General features: G+C 29.4%; 17 protein-coding genes, 1 tRNA gene and 1 pseudogene. 6 read left to right on the plus strand and 13 right to left on the minus strand.

The window, feature by feature from the left end:
• Positions 1-137: 137 nt before the first annotated feature.
• Genes MAGA_RS01710 through mgtE form a run of 3 tightly spaced genes read left to right on the plus strand, consistent with a single transcriptional unit; the run spans position 138 to position 2,506 of the window.
• Positions 138-458 (plus strand): hypothetical protein, encoded by a 321-nt coding sequence (locus tag MAGA_RS01710; RefSeq protein ID WP_036433353.1) that lies wholly within the window; start codon positions 138-140, stop codon positions 456-458.
• 3 nt (positions 459-461) lie between these two features.
• Positions 462-1,040, plus strand: a complete 579-nt coding sequence (locus tag MAGA_RS01715) for a diadenylate cyclase (RefSeq protein ID WP_013021973.1) — start codon at positions 462-464, stop codon at positions 1,038-1,040.
• Between the two features lie 2 nt (positions 1,041-1,042).
• Entirely contained in the window at positions 1,043-2,506 is a 1,464-nt protein-coding gene (gene mgtE, locus MAGA_RS01720; protein ID WP_013021974.1) for a magnesium transporter, read from the plus strand.
• 86 nt (positions 2,507-2,592) lie between these two features.
• On the opposite strand, the gene MAGA_RS01725 is transcribed toward mgtE, so the two are convergent.
• Complete coding sequence (locus MAGA_RS01725) at positions 2,593-2,895, minus strand: MMB_0454 family protein (RefSeq protein WP_013021975.1); 303 nt, start codon at positions 2,893-2,895, stop codon at positions 2,593-2,595.
• Positions 2,895-3,458 carry an elongation factor P gene (efp, locus tag MAGA_RS01730; RefSeq protein WP_004024464.1) on the minus strand — a complete coding sequence of 188 codons (564 nt, stop codon included), beginning with the start codon at positions 3,456-3,458 and terminating at the stop codon, positions 2,895-2,897. The genes MAGA_RS01725 and efp overlap by 1 nt, the downstream gene beginning before the upstream one ends.
• 342 nt (positions 3,459-3,800) lie before the next feature.
• Here efp and MAGA_RS01735 point away from each other — a divergent pair, with 342 nt between their 5' ends.
• Together MAGA_RS01735 and MAGA_RS01740 are read left to right on the plus strand one after the other, a co-directional pair.
• Entirely contained in the window at positions 3,801-4,745 is a 945-nt protein-coding gene (locus MAGA_RS01735; RefSeq protein ID WP_013021976.1) for an MAG3090 family protein, read from the plus strand.
• A gap of 53 nt (positions 4,746-4,798) precedes the next feature.
• A tRNA-Leu gene (locus tag MAGA_RS01740) sits at positions 4,799-4,883 on the plus strand.
• 31 nt (positions 4,884-4,914) lie between these two features.
• Here MAGA_RS01740 and MAGA_RS01745 read toward each other — a convergent pair.
• From MAGA_RS01745 to eno, 11 genes and pseudogenes are all read right to left on the minus strand, one after another.
• Entirely contained in the window at positions 4,915-6,732 is a 1,818-nt protein-coding gene (locus MAGA_RS01745; RefSeq protein WP_013021977.1) for an ABC transporter ATP-binding protein, read from the minus strand.
• On the minus strand, positions 6,725-8,521 hold the full coding sequence (locus MAGA_RS01750) for an ABC transporter ATP-binding protein (protein ID WP_013021978.1): 1,797 nt from the start codon (positions 8,519-8,521) through the stop codon (positions 6,725-6,727). Before MAGA_RS01750 ends, MAGA_RS01745 begins: the two co-directional genes overlap by 8 nt.
• A gap of 119 nt (positions 8,522-8,640) precedes the next feature.
• Positions 8,641-10,593 carry an MIP family Ig-specific serine endopeptidase gene (locus MAGA_RS01755; RefSeq protein WP_013021979.1) on the minus strand — a complete coding sequence of 651 codons (1,953 nt, stop codon included), beginning with the start codon at positions 10,591-10,593 and terminating at the stop codon, positions 8,641-8,643.
• A gap of 39 nt (positions 10,594-10,632) precedes the next feature.
• The gene (msrB, locus tag MAGA_RS04905) at positions 10,633-11,064 is read right to left on the minus strand and encodes a peptide-methionine (R)-S-oxide reductase MsrB (RefSeq protein ID WP_408634297.1); all 432 of its coding nucleotides are present in this window, start codon (positions 11,062-11,064) and stop codon (positions 10,633-10,635) included.
• 57 nt (positions 11,065-11,121) lie between these two features.
• A pseudogene (msrA, locus tag MAGA_RS04910) lies at positions 11,122-11,562 on the minus strand (peptide-methionine (S)-S-oxide reductase MsrA); the annotation flags it as partial.
• A gap of 87 nt (positions 11,563-11,649) precedes the next feature.
• Positions 11,650-11,925, minus strand: coding sequence for a Smr/MutS family protein (locus tag MAGA_RS01765; RefSeq protein WP_013021981.1), 276 nt, complete (start codon positions 11,923-11,925; stop codon positions 11,650-11,652).
• Positions 11,909-12,748, minus strand: coding sequence for a DNA-formamidopyrimidine glycosylase (gene mutM, locus MAGA_RS01770; RefSeq protein ID WP_013021982.1), 840 nt, complete (start codon positions 12,746-12,748; stop codon positions 11,909-11,911). Before mutM ends, MAGA_RS01765 begins: the two co-directional genes overlap by 17 nt.
• 2 nt (positions 12,749-12,750) lie before the next feature.
• The gene (locus tag MAGA_RS01775) at positions 12,751-14,043 is read right to left on the minus strand and encodes a glucose-6-phosphate isomerase (protein ID WP_013021983.1); all 1,293 of its coding nucleotides are present in this window, start codon (positions 14,041-14,043) and stop codon (positions 12,751-12,753) included.
• Position 14,044: 1 nt separating this feature from the next.
• On the minus strand, positions 14,045-15,295 hold the full coding sequence (locus MAGA_RS01780) for a glucose-6-phosphate isomerase (RefSeq protein WP_013021984.1): 1,251 nt from the start codon (positions 15,293-15,295) through the stop codon (positions 14,045-14,047).
• Positions 15,295-15,642 carry a S1 RNA-binding domain-containing protein gene (locus MAGA_RS01785; RefSeq protein WP_013021985.1) on the minus strand — a complete coding sequence of 116 codons (348 nt, stop codon included), beginning with the start codon at positions 15,640-15,642 and terminating at the stop codon, positions 15,295-15,297. The genes MAGA_RS01780 and MAGA_RS01785 overlap by 1 nt, the downstream gene beginning before the upstream one ends.
• A gap of 148 nt (positions 15,643-15,790) precedes the next feature.
• A complete protein-coding gene (gene eno, locus MAGA_RS01790) occupies positions 15,791-17,155 on the minus strand; it encodes a phosphopyruvate hydratase (protein WP_013021986.1) in 1,365 nt (454 codons plus the stop codon).
• Positions 17,156-17,554: 399 nt separating this feature from the next.
• Here eno and tuf point away from each other — a divergent pair, with 399 nt between their 5' ends.
• On the plus strand, positions 17,555-18,745 hold the full coding sequence (tuf, locus tag MAGA_RS01795; RefSeq protein WP_004024476.1) for an elongation factor Tu: 1,191 nt from the start codon (positions 17,555-17,557) through the stop codon (positions 18,743-18,745).
• Positions 18,746-18,784 lie beyond the last annotated feature (39 nt).

Below are 18,784 nucleotides of genomic sequence, written 5' to 3' on the forward strand. Positions count from 1 at the left end.
GGCTGTTTTACAGCCTTTTTTGTTTATTTATAAAGCATAATTATTTGCTAAAAGTTTGCTAATAATTCATTTTTAAGTAATATAACTTTTAATATAATAAAATATATATATTACAAATATATAATCAAAGGAGTATTATGGCTTTAATTGACAGAGACCCTGAAGTTGCAAAAGCTAGAATCGAAAAAAGAAAAGCAATGTTAGCTAAACTTCATGAGCAAAACATTAATGAATTAAGCAATCCTGCATTAATCCGTGATGAAGATGTTCCAATCCACAAACATTGCGACGATCCATTTTGCAAAATTGCTTTAGAAACAATGCCTAAAGATGAAAAACGTAAGAAGCTAATTCTTAAATGAATCGCAATAGTAACATGCATTTTAGTAATAATTGCAGCAATAATAATTGCAGCATCAATAGGTACACTTGGAAACTGAGAAAGCGAAAAGGCATAATAAATGAGCAGTGAATTAATTTTACTTATTGTAATTTTATGCTTACTAACAGTTATTTTGCTAGTTGTGTCATTGCCTAATCTTATATCGCTTTTTAATGCAAAAATTAAAAAACCACGCTATGACAAACTAGGCAAAAGCAGTCAAATTAGGCTTATAAATCAGCTTCGTGAGGCGGTGGAGTATTTGTCAAAAAATAAAATAGGCGCCTTAATTACAATTGAAAACAATGACAATATTGAAAATTTGAGAACTGATGGTGTAATAATTGATGCCAATATATCATCTAGCTTACTAATTTCAATATTTAATAAATATTCTCCTTTGCATGATGGTGCAGTAATTATTAGAGATAATAAAATTTTATATGCTGCTACGTTTTATAAAATTACTAAAAAATCAATTAATAATCAATATGGAGCGCGTCACAGAGCGGCAATGGGTATCAGTGAGCTTTGTGATGCTACCACAATAGTAGTTTCTGAAGAAACAGGGTTTATCAAACTTATCAAAAATGGAATTTTTTACAATGTTAAGATTGAACAATTCCAAGAACAATTAATTAAATACTTAAAGGACTAAAAATGACTGAAGATCAGATATATGAATCCCCCCTCGAGGTTGGAACTGACGAATTAAAAAAAGTAATAGCAACGCTTAATGTTAATGGCGCTAGAGAAATAGTTGAAACATATCCAGATGCAGATATTGCATCATCATTAGAATCATTAGAATTAAATGAACAATTGATATTTTTACGTTTACTAACAACTTCATCAGCTGCCTCAATTTATAGTTATTTAGATGAAGATGTACAGGTTGAATTAGCTAAAAGCTTTACTGAAGACTGAGGAATGAAACTATTACAAGAGCTTCAGTCTGATGAATTAGTTGACGTTTTAGATGAATTGCCTTCTAATGTTGCAAGTAAAGTTTTAGCTTACACAAGCGCCGAAAAAAGAAATGAATTAAACAAGCTCTTAAGCTACAATGATGATGAAGTCGGAAGCATTATGAGCATTGACATTTCTAGCTTACCTAGCTCATATACTTGTGAACAAGCACTTAATAAAATACGTAGGGATTACAAGAAAAATCAAAAAGAATTAGTTCACTATTATTTTGTTGTAAGTGAAACAAATAAATTATTAGGTGTGCTTACTTTAGAAGAAATCACTTTTGCTGAACCAAGTGAAAAAATTGAAGACATTTACTCACCTGTAGCATTTGTGCACACTAGCGAAAAGAAAGAAAACGCAGCTAAAGTATTTAGTGAGCAGGATATGTCAGTTTTACCTGTTGTTAACCATGAAAAAAGACTAATAGGTATGATAACTAGCGATGATGTTATTGATGTAATTCAAGATGAAGTTACCGAAGACCTCTATAAAATAGCTGGAATCAGCAACAAGGTTATTGAAAATGATTACATGAAAATGCCTTGATATAAGATTGCTCAATCACGTATTTTATGGCTTTCATTATTACTAATTTTTTCAACTATTACCCAAATTATTATCCACTGAGCACTGCATTCAACATACATTACACAAAAAGCTGCTAATAGTGCTTCATTTGCAACATCACTAACAGTAGCTTTTGCTGCTATTATCCCTGTGCTTAATAACAGTGTTAAAAATATGGGCTTGCAGTCTAATATTAGTATTTCCCGTGCTATTGCTTTAGATGAAATTGACAAAAAAGACTTTACAAAAGTAGTTTTAAAAGAATTATTAGCAGCCACCGTGCTTGCATTAGTATTAGCAGTAGTTAATATTGCAAGATTAAGCGCATATTTTGCTGCTACTAAAGAATTATTGTCAAATGAAAAATTTAAATATTTGGCACTTATAATTGGAACTTCAGTTGCTTTATTTATATCAATTATTCTTTCATCATTATTTGGTTCATTATTACCAATTTTACTAATTAAAGCCAAAAAAGACCCTTCAACTGCATCAGTTATTTTGCTCAACTTAGTAATTGATTTTATAACAGTTTTAATTACTTTTGGTATAACATACGGAATATTAGTATCATTTAGTTAGTTGTCCAAAACGCTTATTTTATAGCCACAAAAGTTACTTTGTGGCTTTTATTTATTTTAAAAAAGCACCTAATTTAGGCGCTTTAATTAATAAAACTCTACAAAACAAATTCGAATATTATGTGGCTTAAAATTTAAAAGAGTTTCAAAATTCTTGGTTATTTCTTCTCTTAGTCCTTCAATAGTATTTTTGAGCAAATAGCCTCTTTTAACTTTAACATCAATAATAAAAGTGGCATTTGATTGATCTGCAAGAAATGTTATTCTAGGAATATTAGCTAATTTAATTCCTTTAATTTCTGCAACAGCATTATCTATAAGGCTTAAAAGAGCTTTTTCAGTAATAGAAACTCTTTCATTAGTTCCAAAAGAAGTTGAAAGAAAATTCATTACTTATTTGCCCTTCCAACGTATTTGCCTGTTTCGGTTGAAACAATGATTTTTTCGCCTTCACTAATAAACATTGGAGTTTCTAGTTCAAAACCTGTTTCTAACTTAACTTTCTTTTGTGGATTATTTGCTGTGTTGCCTTTAACAGCATCTGGAGCTTCAGTAACTTCTAACACAACATTAGCATCTAATTCAATGTCAAGAATTTCTTCTTTATATTTTCTAATTTTTACAATCATTCCTTCTTTAAGGAAATTAAGTTCTCATTCAACATGTGAAACTGGAATTTCAACTTGCTCATATGTTTCAGTGTCCATTAAAATAATATTTTCACCATCAGAATATAAGTAGCTCATTGGTCTTTTATCAATGTGTGCACGCGAAACCATTACACCACCAGTGTATGATTTAATAACTGTGCTGCCAGTTCTTAGGTTTTTTACCTTGGCCTTAACATTGGCTTGACCTCTACCTTGTTTTGAGTGTTGAGCTTCCAAAACAACAAAAATATCACCATCATCTTCAAAAGTAATTCCAGGTTTAAAAGTATTTACATTAATCATCTTGACTCTCCTTAATACTTACAGGCCTATAAAATAGATGTTTTTGTACAAATGCTTTATTAATAAACTAACCCAAAAATTATTTTTATTTTAGTTTTAGTTTATATTTAGCATTAATTTTTTATCTTAATATTAAAAAATTATAAATTAGAAATTGTAATTATGAAAGAAATTCAATTAAAAATGGAGTCAATTTAACGTTTTAAATGTAACAAATTTTTAGCAAATTTTGAAATTATTTTCAGCACTCAATTTTCATTATTTCATTGTTTTATAGGCAAATTGTACAAAAGATTAGTATTTTCTATATAATTGATAAAGTTTAAAAATAAGGAGTACTATATGAAGAGAGTTGCAATATTTTATAACGCTGGAACAGAATTTCCTTGAGTTTTAAAACATCCTAAAAAAGAAGAAATAATTGGCCAATTCAAAAGTAGAAAAGATGCTGTATTTTGATACATAAGTTTTAAACTTGAAACACTAATTTTGTTGTTAAATGAAAAAAATGAACAAGTTGGACAAATTGCATATATCAAAGATCCAGACTACAACAATAAATTTATTATGATACCTCAATCATCAGGTTTAGATGCTAATGAAACATACATTTCTTTATGTGATGAATTTGAAATTGACCCACTTAAGTTTTACAAACTAAATACTGATGCAGAAATTGATGAATACATTAAACATTTAAAATTCTCATATAGTGCAGATCCTAAAACATATTTTGAATCAAGATATGAAATCAAGAAAAGAGATAAAGAAGAGTATCTAAATGCTGATGCAAAAGTCAAAATGAAGCAAATTGAGTTAGCTGGCTTATCTGATCTTGACAGACATTCTCGTTCTGAAGCTGCAAAAGAATTAGATGATTTATCAGTAACTAATACAATAATTATTGAACCTAGTGCTAGTGTTAAAGAAAACACTATGAGTGTTAAGAAAACTGAAGTAGTTTCTGAAAAAGAAGTTATGCCCGAAGCTAAAAATGAAGCTGCAGAAAAAGAAGTTATGACAAGCAGCAAAATGACTGAAGAAACAAAAGCTAGTGATAATAAAGAATCTATTATGATTTCAGAAGAAGCAAAAAGCACATCAACAGATTCATCAATGCAAATGTCAACTGCAATGCCAAAATCTAAAAAACAAAAATCAGTTGGCAGAATTGTTGGCTATGTAATTTTAGCTCTTATAACTCTTGGCGTAATAGCATTTGGCGTAATTTGTTTACTTGATTGACTAGGCACAACTGACTTATTACCTTTTATTTCACCTAAATAATGATTATTTTGCATATTTAATTATTTTCTCTATATAATTAATTATGCATTTTTGCCCGAGTGGTGAAATTGGCAGACACGCTAGACTAAGGATCTAGTGAGGCAACTCATGCAGGTTCAAGTCCTGTCTCGGGCACCATATTAAAAAATCAAGGCAACTCCTTGATTTTTTATTCTTCAATTCCACTAATGTACATTTTTTGGTATAGGCCTTTTTTAGACATTAGCTGGCTATGTGTGCCTTGTTCTTTTATTTCGCCATTTTCAAGCATTAAAATATTGTCGGCATTCTTTATAGTACTTAGTCTATGGGCAATTATTAAAAGCGTTTTATTTTTACTTAAAACTGAAATAGCTTTTTTAATCTTAATTTCAGTGATTGTATCAATATCACTAGTTGCTTCATCTAAAATAGAAATTGTTTTGCTGCTTATCATTGATCTAGTGATAGCTATAAGTTGTTTTTGGCCAACGCTTAAAACTGATCCATTGTCTTTTAGCTCTGTTTCATAGGCTTTTGGGAATTTTTGAATAAATTCATCAAGCCCCACTTGCTTAGAAATATTTATTAACTGTTCATCCGAAATTTCAGGTCTAACACAAGTTAAATTATTTTTGATTGTGTCTTTAAATAAATATGTTTCTTGCTGAATAACATCAATATTATTTCTTCAGCTTTTTTCATTTGTGTCAAAAATTGATTGGCCATTAATTAAAATATCACCTTTAGTTGGAACATATAATTTAGAAAGCAGTTTTGCAATTGTGCTTTTGCCACAGCCTGTGTGGCCAACTAGCGCTAATGTTTTTGTTGGCTCTATTTTGAATGAAATATCTTTTAAAACATATTTATCAGGATTAGATGGATAAGCAAATCATACATTTTTAAATTCAATTGTACCATCACCATTTTTTAGGTTTGGCAATTTTGATTCATCAACTGAAGGCATTAAGTCAAGTAATTTTTTAACACGCACAACAGATCCTAAACCTAATTGTAAGTTCGAAACAATTTCTAAAATTTCACCTAATTTATCACTAATTGTAAAAACATAAATTGAAATTGATAATATTGCGCCACTAGTTATATTGTCTCTACCAGGCATTGATAATCAATTATTTTTCAATAAAACAGTTAGCCCGACAATTACTAATAAATTAAGTATTTTACTAAAGTAAAATCAAGGATATAACCAGGCAATTCTTACCGAAATAGCTGTGCTAGTTTTCAGTAAAACTTTGTTGATTTTGTCAAAGTCTTTTGCAACAGCTTCTTGCTTATTATTTATTCTTATTATAGGAAGTGCGTCAATTATTTCTTCTAAATAAGCATTAAAATTGCCTAAATTTTGTTGTTTGGAAACGAAATATTTTTGGTTTTTAATAATAATTATTAATACTGGAATAAAGTTAATTGGAATAATAATTAAAGCAATGAAAGCAGTTATAAATGAGTATGAAATTAGAATACCAAAAGTAATTAATAAGGTAAATGAGACTGTAATAATGTTGCTTATAACATCAATCATAGACTGCACAACATTTTGAATATCATTAGTAACAGTTGACATCAAGTCACCTGTTTTTTCATTCTCGAAATAACTTAATGACATTATTTGAAGCTTTTTATAAATATTTACTCTAATACGAGAACCTATTTTTACACTGGCTCTGTTAACTATTAAATATTGTGTAATTAAAACTAATTTTTGCAGTAAATAAACAAAAGCTAAAAGTACTATAAATCAGGCAAATTGGGAAGTATTAAATGACGCAGGATCGAATAAATCTATTTTAAAAAAGTGGTCAATTATATATCCTAAAAGCCACACACCGCCCGTAATAAATCCAGCTAATAAAAGCCCTAAAAATATAGGCATCCATAAAATTAAGCTATTACCTGAATAATCTTTAAATAGCTTTATAAAAAGCCTGAAAGAGTTAGGAGATTTTGGCTTATTTGCCTGTTTAACAGCACTTTTAGACATTTTGCACCTCTTTCTCCTGGCTTTCATAAATACTTCTATATGTTGCGTTAGTATTTAATAAATCATTATGCTTTCCAATTGCAGAAACACTACCATTATCCATAACAATTATTTTGTCGCAATCTTTTATTGAACTAACTCTTTGAGAGATTATTATGGTTGTATTATTAGAAATTTTCCCTAAATTTTCCCTAACTAATTTATCAGTTTGGTTATCCAATGCACTTGTTGCATCATCCAAAATAAGAATTTTTGGACTTTTAATTAATGCCTGTGCAATTGCTAATCTTTGTCTTTGTCCACCACTAAAGTTTTTGCCTCTTTGGTAAACCTTATGCTCAACTGAATCATCAAGTTTAAATACAAAGTCCGCTTTAGAATTCAATAAAGCATTATTTAAATTCGATTCATTTTCTAAATTAGCACCAAGCATCACATTTGATTTAATAGTGCCACTTAGCAATAATGGTTTTTGAAATACAACTGAAACATTTTTGTAAAAATCTTGCTGGTCAATGTCATAAATATTTTTGTTATCTATTAATATTTCACCACTATTTTTATTAATTTTATATTCACGAGTTAAAAGACGAACTAAAGTACTCTTTCCACTACCTGTTTTTCCGATGATTCCCACTGTTTCATAGGGTTCTATGACAAATGAAACATCTTTTAAAACTAAGGCTTTATCATAAGCAAAATTGACATTTTTGAACTCAATTTTGCCGCAAATTGATTGTGCATGAGTACTATTTTTAGATGTAATTTCGCTTTTCAACTTTAATATTTCCAGAATTCTTTTAGCAGAAATATTGCTTCTTATAAGCCTGTTTGTCATAAAAAGTGATGAAAATATTCCAAATGAAATAAGCTGCATATATGTAATAAATTGGTAAATATCACCAACTAATGACTTAATGTCAGTATTATCATTTTTGTTAATAATCACTGCTACAATTGAAAAAATTACAACATTACCAAGCAGAATAAATAAGTCAATAGAAGGTCAGTTAATTGCGCCATATGTATTTGCTTTTCTAGAAACTTTTTCTAAATTTTTATTAGCTTCATCAAAACGCAAAAATTGTCTTTGCTCTAAGTTATATGACTTAATTAAGGAAATATTATTAAAATCTTCTTTAATTACTTCATTAACTGCATCAAGCATTATATTTTCTTTTCTATATAAAGGGAATAACTTAATAATAGCTACAACTGCAAGTGTAACAATAAAAGGGACAACAAAAACAATTGAAATTGATAAGTATAAATTAGTTAGCAAAGCAAAAATTAAGCCTCAAACTGTGTAAAATGGAAAAACAAAAATGTTTCTAAAAATAATATAAAAACCATCTTCTAATTTTTGTACATCATTACTAAAGCGAGTTAATAAAGTTGCTGGTGTTATAGTTTCAATATTTTTATGTGATAAAGTGAGCAAGTGTTCAAATAATAATTTCCTAGTGTAATACACACCTAAATTTTTAGCTTGAGCAGCTAAAAAGTTAGAGGCATAAGAAATTATTACTAATATAAAAGCTAGCGCAAAAGAAATTCCAACAATTACCCACAAAGCGTTTGCATAGGAAAATGAGCCAATTATTCATGAAGATTTAAAAATATAAACACTTACTTCACTATTAATGTTGCTATTAGCTAAGTAAGTTATCAACTGCCTTGTGACTGTGGGGATTAATATGCTTAAAAAAGGATGTAGTGTGCTTAATATAACAGCAAAAAGAGCCATAAGCTTGACTTTTAGTGGAAATTTAGAAAGTAATTTCAGCATATTCCCCCAGTAACAAAATCATATTTTTTAATTATTACATTATAAAGTAATTAGATATTTTATTAATATGTTTGCTATCTAAAAAGTTATAAAAAAGAGTAAAAAATAGGGAAAAATCGTTATTTTTCCCCAGAATAGTCATTAAATAATTTAGTTTGTTTAGATCCATCTGAAAAACCATTTGGATAAAGGAATTTTAGATTTTCTCTAAATGAGTTCTTTTGATTTTTGTAAACTGACTTATTGCTTCCGTCAATTAAATTGTAAGCATAAATTGTATTATTTGCAGCTTGGATATCGCTAGATTGTAAAAAGGGCGCTATGCCACCTGATTTTAATAAATCACCATAGTCAACACTAGCTGTTACGGAGTTATAAATTCCCACCATTTGCCCAAATTCATTGTAAGCTAATGAGCCAGAAGCGCCATAATATAGGGATGAAAAGTTAATGCCATATTGAAAACCATATCAGCTAGCCATTACTCTATTTCAATAATTATCATTGATAATTGCATTTGAGGCAACGCCAACTTTTTCCTCAATGCTGCCTGTTGCAAAAGCAAAAGTGTCTTTATTTTTTAAACCACTATTATATGAAGATACTGAATCTGAATATCTCTCACTAGGATTATTTTGCATTCATTTAGCAGTATTATTTTGATTAGGATAACCTGCTATATAAATATCTTTAGCATTTCATAAGTTATTTTGATTGCTTTTATCATATGAAGCTGATACATAATCAGTTGTTTGCATATACTTAGAAACATTTTTGTCTTGATTTGGCAATATTTCGGTTTTTTCTAATCTATCAATATAGTTATCTAAACCTTTAATAGCATCATTAACTCAATTTTTAAAAGTTTCATCAGCTTTTTCTAAATCAATATCAACTTCAAAGACAGCAAAATCAACTGTAATAGGCACTTTATTTTTACTATCAAAGTCGTCTCAGGCTGATTTATAGTGCTGAATGTCATTAGAACTTACTCTATACTGCTTGTATTGTGAAGCTGATTCATTAAGCCCACTTTGAATATTTTTAATTGCTTCATCATTCATAAAATCAACGGCAGCAAAAACTAATTTTGGTTCTGAGATAGCGTTTGTTTGTGTAGTTGAATTGATACTACTCAATTTTTCATAGTTTATAAACTCTTGGCTATTAGTAAAATAAGAAGCAGCAGATGTACCATTTGGGCCTGTTTTATTAGGTTTCTGGTCAAAATTAGTAACATTTGAGCTCTTGCCTAGTGCAACAGCAACTGCTTTATCATTAGTAGGGTCATAATAGTTTAATTTCTCTTGCTGCTCTTTTTCTAATGAGTTGCTGAATCTAGCTAAAACATGCAAATTAGTACCAAGAAATAGCTTGTATTTGTTGCCTGAATTTGTATATTTATGATAATCAAGTAATCAAGCAGTACCGGTGCCATCACTTAAAAGATCTCCATTTGAAAGTTTTGTTAAGTATTTAAGTGAAAAAGTTCTGTCATACAACTCTTTGTATAGAATCTTTGAATCAACTGTCTTAAATTTAGATGCATGCTCAGGATATTTGTGCTTATTTGCATTGTTAAACAAGCCAAAAGGAAAATTAGGCAATGCAGGTATTGCAGGAACTTCAGTTTCCATTGGAATCTTATCTATAGGGTTTAAAGGCATTTCGTCGACTTCAACTGTATCTCTTTCAGAATCTAATTTATCATTACTTTCATTTTTGTTTTTATTTAAAAAACTATTAGCTTCAGTCAATAATGACTGCAAAGAGTTAATGTAATTATTTAGTTGATCAGTGCTTAAAATATTAAGGTCAAATGATTTTAAATTTTGAATATATTCATTTATTTTGCTTTTTAAATTTAATGCTTCATGGCTCTCATCGTTAATTTTCTGACTAGATGAATCTAATAATTGAAATAATGAATTGACTTTATCAATCAATTCACTATTTGCTTTATTTTCCTGTTTTATAGTCTTATTAGGCGAATCAATACATTTAGATGCACTAAGCAATGATGCAAATGATAATCCCCCTATTAATATAAAAGGAAAAAATTTCTTTTTCATTATTTATTTTTAATTTGGTTTATTAAATACAAAAATTAATTATTTAACAAACTTTTTAAATTCTGAGTAGCCTTTTTCATCCATTTCTTCATATGGAATAAAATCAATTGCAGCACCATTAATGCAGTATCTTTTACCGCCCATATCTTTTGGACCATCATTAAATACATGGCCTAAGTGATGGTCGCCTTGACCTGATCTTACTTCGATTCTGAACATATTGTGTGATGTATCATCTAAATACTTCACAGTGTCTTTGAAAATTGGTTCTGAAAAGCTTGGTCATCCACAGCCAGAGTTAAATTTTGTGCTTGATGAAAAAAGTGGTTCGCCAGTGATTTTTTCAACATATATTCCACGACGGTATTCATTATTTAAAACTGATGTATGCGGTCTTTCAGTTGCAGAGTTTTTAAGAATATCATAGCTAAGCTGGCTAAGTTTTAATTCGTTTCTAACTTGCTTAATAATTTGATAATCATCTTTAGTTAATGAATAATCTGTATTTAAGTTAACATGGCAGTATCCTGTAGGGTTTTTGGTTAAGTAATCTTGATGATATGCTTCAGCATCAACAAAGTGGTTTAAAACTTTTAATTCAACATGAAATTCATTGTATTGTTTTTTTAAGTAGCTAAATAGTTTTTCAATTGTTAAATAGTCATTAACATCTTGGTAGTAAACACCTGTTCTATATTGAACTCCAATATCATTACCTTGCTTGTTTAATGAAGTAGGATCAATAATTTTGAATAAATGCAATACTAATTCTTCTACTGAAGTAATTTCAGAATCATAAACTACCTTAACAGTTTCAGCATGCAATGAATTTTTTAAGTTAGTATATGTTGCATTTTCATCTTTGCCATTTGCATATCCAACTTGTGTATCTAAAACACCTTTTACCCTTTTAAAATAGGCTTCTACACCTCAAAAACATCCACCAGCTAAATAAATTGTTTTTTGCATAATTAACTCCTTTTACATTTACTTATAATTGAAATATTATAAAGGGGAAATATTTTTTTAACCCAAAAAGAAAGCAATAATTTATTTTTACAAATACACCTTTATTGATGCACCATCAAATGATATTTCATAATCATAATTAGAATCGCGTAAATACTCTTCAATATTTGCCATCAGTGCACCTTGCCCTTTGCCTGTTATTATAGTAATATAGTCATAATAAAAATCATCTTCATAGGCATTAGCTAATGATAGTTGCACTTGTGTAAGTGCTTCTGGAATTGTAAATCCGTGCAAATCAACTATGTTTGAGAAGTCATTATTGTCATAGTAAATAGCACTATTTTTATTTTTCTTGCTCATAATTTTCCTTTTGACAAATAGGGCAATAATAAGTCATTCTTTGTGCAATAAATTCTTGTTGTATTAATGCATTGCACTTATTACAAGGCATGTTTGTGCGCATATGCACTTGTAAATGATTTTGGAACTGGCCTTCAGCACCATTAAGGCCCGAAAAATCAACAATAGTTGAGCCGCCTAGCTCAGTTGCTTTATCTAAAATTATTTTAGTGTTGCTTAACATTTCTTTAAACTTTTCATAAGGTATTTTATTAGTTTTAGTTCATGGACTTATCTTTGATAAAAATAATATTTCATTAGCATAAATATTTCCTATGCCTAAAATATAGCTTTGATCTAGTAAAAATGATTTAATAGGAATACTTTTGTTTCTAACCGATTCATATAAATTTTTAGGATCAATTTTGTCAACTTCTTTGCCTAATTTATCAAGAGGTTTAGATGAAAATAGCTCATTATCATTTTTAATATGAAAAGTTCCAAATTGACGAGAATCATTATAAAACAGGAACATTTGGTTATCTAGTTCAAAAATAATATAGTCATGTTTTCTTGTTTTATTTATGCTGATATCAGTAAAATATTTGCCCGTCATCCGCAAGTGACTTACTAAATTTTTATTATTTGAAAGCTTGTAAATAATGTTTTTACCAACATTGTAAACATCAAGTATTTTTTCATTTAACAAGTAGTTTTTAAACTCATTAGGAGTAGCATTTTTAATTAACTTATCGAGCTTGACAATAACATTAGTAATAGTTGAATTTAAAATATTACTTTTAAGTGCTTTAACTACTGTCTTAACTTCTGGCAATTCAGGCATACTTATTTATCTTCCTTATTTAAAATTTTAAACATATTAGATTTATATATTTCAACTCCTGGCTGATCAAATGGATTTACTCCTAGTAAATAGGCACTAATTGCTAGTGCTCTCATAAAAAATTGGAATAAGTATCCGAGTGCATATTCATCTAACTTTGCAATTTCAATAACAATATTAGGTACCAAGGCAGTTTTCGAATGAGCTTCTAGCGTACCTTTAAAAGCTGATAAATTTACTTTATGTACGCTTTTACCATCTAAATAATTAAGCTTATCATCGTCATTTTTTTCTTTAGAAAGCAAAATATCATATAAAGGTTCTTTTGAGACTAAAATTGTCTCAAATAATATCTTTTTACCATCTTGAATAATTTGCCCAATCGAGTGTAAATCAGTGCTAAAAGTCGAACCAGTAACTCATAATCCTTTGTTATCCTTGCCTTCACTTTCAGCAAACAATTGTTTTCATCATTCGATGAAAAATGATAATTTTGGCTCATATGAACACATTAATTCTATGTCATATTTTTTGCTTAATACATGTCTAGCAACTGCATATTTATATGCTTGATTTTCATTTAGATTTAAATTATTGCAATCATTATTTGCATCAGTTGCACCATTAAGTAATTTTTCAACATTAACACCTGCACAAATTAATGGAAATAGTCCAACAGGAGTAAGCACACTAAAGCGACCGCCTACATTATTAGGAATTATTAAAGTTTCATAATTTTTAGCTTTAGCAAGCTCATATAAAACCCCTTTTTCAGAATCGGTTGTTGCAACAATATAATCCTTTGCATACTGTGCTCCCACTTGAAACTCTAAAAGCTTTCTAAATTCTCTAAAGGCAATTGATGGCTCGATTGTTGTACCACTTTTGGAAATAACATTGATAGCAAACTTTTTATTTTCAACATACTTAAGTTGTGCAACTAACTGCTCACTGCTTAATGAATTGCCTGCAAAAATTAATTCAATATCTGGGTCAGTCATTTTGTATTTATCAAAAACATAATCATAAGCAGCTTTAGAACCTAAATATGAGCCTCCTATACCAATAACAACTAGTGTGCTTACTTTTTGTTTTTTTCATACACTAGCAATATCATTCATCTTTTTCATTTTCAAATTATTTGTATTATTTGGTAAGTGAATTCAGCCCAATCACTCTTTTTCACTGACCTTTTGGGCAATTATATCACTATGTATTTTAGCTACCTGTTCTTGATATTTATTTATCTCGCTTAGATCTAAAGCATGAGAAATATCAACATTTATATATTTCATGTTAACTCCTGTGGTTAATTAAAAATGGATTTGTATTATTTAGCATACATCTGTATATAAAACTTCAATATAAAAATGCAATTATGGCTCCTAGTGAATATTCGCTATTATCATCAATTGAAATTAAACAATAAGGCATACCAAGAATATTGGTAAGAATTTCTTGAACTCCATTATTTGCACTTTTCCTAAAATCACTTATTTTCGTAAAAGTATACTGATTTAGCCCATCACTAAAATGAATTTCATCACTTAGTCTGTAATCTATTTTTTCATTTTTTAGTTTATAAAAAGAAATGTACATTTTTTGATAATTATCTATTAAAAACTGCCCATATGTATAAATATCATTTGTAAATGAGGCAATGTATGAAAAAACATTAAATTTATCATAGTAATTATTTTCCATATTAGCCTGTAAAACAAGCAAATTAGACAAAACGTTATTATCATTAATTATGAAATTATACTTACTTTTCTTGCTAATTAATGACCTAACATAAGCATATTGAAAAGCTATATTTTCTTCTAAATTGTCAGAAACAAAAGCAGGATATAAATTTTGATATCCAGAAACTAAGCTCATAATATCACAGCCTTTTAAAAGTAGTAAAAACAAATTGCTTTCAGCAAAAAATGAGTAATTTTTTGTCAAAACATTTGGCATTATTAACTTATTTCTTTCATCAATTTCAAAGTTTTGTAACTGCACTTCCAATTTTTGCTTACAGATCATAAAACATCTTTTTAGTGCTCTATAATATCCATATTTTTCTTGAATATCATTAATCATGATTTTGATAATTTCAATAAATGGTTCTGAATACAATGACTGACCGATAAATAAAAATGCAGTCTTAGAGTTGTTAATTATTTCCTGATTTTTTATGTATAGTTTTTGCCAAATTTCAGGCTCTTCATCACAAAAAAAGCTGTATTTTATTTTCTGATCTTTTAAGATATCATTTTTATTTAAAAAATCATTGGCAGCTTTGAAATTATCTTTATCACTTTTTTTGCAAAAAATGATTATATTCTTAATATTTTGGCTATGAAAAAGCTCACTAAAATTGTTTAATTCCTTTAAGTTTTGCAAATCAAAATTTAATACAAGTTCATTAAACCCAAACTGTTCAAAAAAATCATTGTCTTTCTTTTTAATTTTATTAAATAGCTCAAGAGCATAAGGCTGCATATTTTCATTTTTAAAATCAGGGCTAAAATTAATAAAATCTAAATTAATAGCTTCCATTATTTACTGCTGCTTTCCGCTTCACTTATTAATTTAAGCACTGATTCTTTTAATTTCTTAAACCCATTTTTAGATTCTTTAATTTTGTTTTTAAAAGGCATACGTGAGTGAAGTGGATGGTTGGCTTTGAAATTACCAATACCAGTTTGCATATCCATATCTATTGATTCAACAACAAAGTTTATTTTTTGATTTATTTCAAAAATGCTTTCAAGTTTGCTTTTTGTAAAGTCTGTAATCAAATTTAATGGTATAAAAAATTTCATACCATTAAAAGTTCATACAATTATGCCATGTGAATTAATGTTCTTTACTAAGCCATTCAAAACATCGCCTTTTTTAATCATATTAACATTATATATTATTAAGATTTTATGCATAATTCATTTATGAATTATGTTTGTGTTTTGCAAAAGTTAAAGAACGAGAACTCTTTTTACTAATTTTGCTATTTTATAGGCGAATAATAAAAGTCGCCTGTGCGACTTTTCTGCATTATTTTATGTTATAAAATGCTTTTATTCCTTCAAATTCAGATTGTTCACCTAACTCTTCTTCAATAACTAGCAATCTGTTATATTTAGCAATTCTATCAGTTCTAGACATTGAACCAGTTTTGATTTGACCTGTATTAAATGCAACGGCTAAATCGGCAATTGTAGTGTCTTCTGTTTCGCCTGAACGGTGTGAAACAACACAAGCCATATTTGCCTTTTGAGCCTTGTTTATAGCATCCATTGTTTCAGAAAGAGTTCCAATTTGATTAAGTTTGATTAAAATAGAATTCATTGATTTTTGTTCAATAGCTTTTTCCAATAACTTAGGATTTGTTACAGTTAAATCATCGCCAACTATTTGCACTTTGTGACCATATTTAGCTGTCATTTTAGCAAATCCTTCTCAATCGCTCTCAGCTAGTCCATCTTCAATAGAAATAATTGGATATTTATCAATTAATTTACCAAAGTATTCAATTAATTCATCACTTGTGTACTCTAGCTTAACATCACCTAAGTGTTCAAAACCAGGACGTTTTTCACTAATAGCTTGTTTAAGTTTTTTAAATGTGTATTTTTTAGTTTTTTCATCATAAAGCTCACTACATGCTGCATCTAATGCAATTGCAATAGCATTTTTACCTTTAGTTGCAGGAGTGTAGCCAGCAATCTTAATCGCTTCAACTAAGTAGTCTAAAACTTCTTCATGACTCTTACAATTTGGTGCAAAACCACCTTCATCACCAACTTGTGTTCCATAGCCAGCATTTTTAAGTAATTTAGCTAAATTATGGAAAACTTTATTAGCCATTTGCAACGCTTGTCTTAATGATTTAGCACCAACTGGCATAATCATAAATTCTTGAAAATCAACTGTATTAGATGCATGCTCGCCACCATTTAAAACATTAAGCATAGGTAATGGAAGCACATGTGCATTAGCACCACCAATATATCTATATAAAGGCATTTCTAGTTCAGCTGCTGCTGCTCTTGCAACTGCTAATGAAACACCTAAAATAGCATTAGCACCAAGTTTTGACTTAGTTGCTGTGCCATCTAAATCAATCATTATTTTGTCAATTTCTCTTTGATTAAAAACTGATAATCCCTCTAGTTCTAGTGCTATTATTTCATTGACATTGTCAACTGCTGTCATAACACCCTTGCCACCAAATCAGTTATTTTCGTATTTTGTGCCCTTGTCTCTTAATTCTAGTGCTTCTCTACTTCCTGTGCTAGCACCTGAAGGTACATTTGCAACACCAGTAGTTCCATAATCTGTAGTAACTTCCACTTGAATTGTTGGATTGCCACGTGAATCTAATATTTCACGAGCTAAAATTCTCTCTATAATAGGCATTATTTCCCCCAAAATAAAATATATTTTTATTATATAACATTTAAAACAGCATGAATTTATGCCAAGATAGCGCTAAATCATAAATATGGAAATATAAACATATATAAAACAGGGTTAATAAGCATTAAAACAGCTATAAAACAGGGTTCTAGGTAAAATTGGTTATAAAAAGAATTAGATTGCTAATAAAGAAGAGGTTTTGATAGTATTATTTTTAGTGCTCAAATATGATTTTGGCGCCTTGCAATATTTTTAAAATTTTGTTATTTTTTGTTAAAATTTCAATACTATTTTATTATGTATTAGCATTAAAAGTTTGGATAGGACATGGATGAAAGGCCATGCTGAGGTAGGTTTTAGCGCTAAAATTACTCAATATTTTTACGAAAGGATTTTAATATGGCAAAACTAGATTTTGACCGTAGCAAAGAACACGTTAATATTGGAACCATTGGCCACGTTGACCATGGTAAAACAACTTTAACTGCTGCTATTGCGACAGTATTAGCAAAAAAAGGTTTATCAGAAGCTAAATCATATGATGCAATTGACAATGCACCTGAAGAAAAAGCTCGTGGTATAACAATTAATACATCACACATCGAATATAATACAGAAAAACGTCACTATGCACACGTTGACTGTCCTGGTCACGCTGACTACATTAAGAACATGATTACTGGTGCTGCTCAAATGGATGGTTCAATCCTTGTTGTTGCTGCAACAGACGGTGCAATGCCTCAAACAAAAGAACACGTTCTACTTGCAAAACAAGTTGGTGTTCCAAAAATGGTTGTTTTCTTAAACAAATGTGACATGATCAAGCCTGAAGATGCAGAAATGATCGATCTTGTTGAAATGGAAGTTCGTGAATTACTTACAAAATATGGCTTTGATGGCGACAACACTCCATTCGTTCGTGGTTCAGCTTTACAAGCTTTACAAGGTAAACCAGAATACGAAGAAAACATTCTTGAATTAATGAATGCAGTTGACACATGAATCGAAACCCCTGTTAAAGACTTTGAAAAACCATTCTTAATGGCAGTTGAAGACGTTTTCACAATTTCAGGTCGTGGTACAGTTGCTACAGGTCGTGTTGAACGTGGTAGACTAAGCTTAAACGAAGAAGTTGAAATCGTAGGTCTTAAACCAACAAAGAAAACTGTTGTTACAGGTATTGAAATGTTCAGAAAGAACTTAAAAGAAGCTCAAGCTGGTGACAATGCAGGTTTATTACTTCGTGGTGTTGAAAGATCAGCTATTGAACGTGGACAAGTTCTTGCTAAACCAGGTTCTATTGTTCCTCACGCTGAATTTGAAGCTGCTATTTATGCACTGACAAAAGAAGAAGGTGGCCGTCACACTCCATTCTTTGTTAACTATAAACCACAATTCTACTTCCGTACAACAGACGTTACAGGTGGTCTAGAATTTGAAAAAGGTCGTGAATTCGTTCAACCAGGTGAAAATGTTAACTTAAAAGTTAAACTTATTGCACCTATCGCAGTTGAAGAAGGAACAAAGTTCTCAATCCGTGAAGGTGGTAGAACAGTTGGTTATGGTTCTGTAACCAAAATTCTTAAATAATTTATTTACTTAATAAATTAGGCTATTTTATAGGCATAT

The sequence above is a fragment of the Mycoplasmopsis agalactiae genome, assembly GCF_000089865.1.
Classification (GTDB): domain Bacteria; phylum Bacillota_I; class Bacilli_A; order Mycoplasmatales; family Metamycoplasmataceae; genus Mycoplasmopsis; species Mycoplasmopsis agalactiae_B.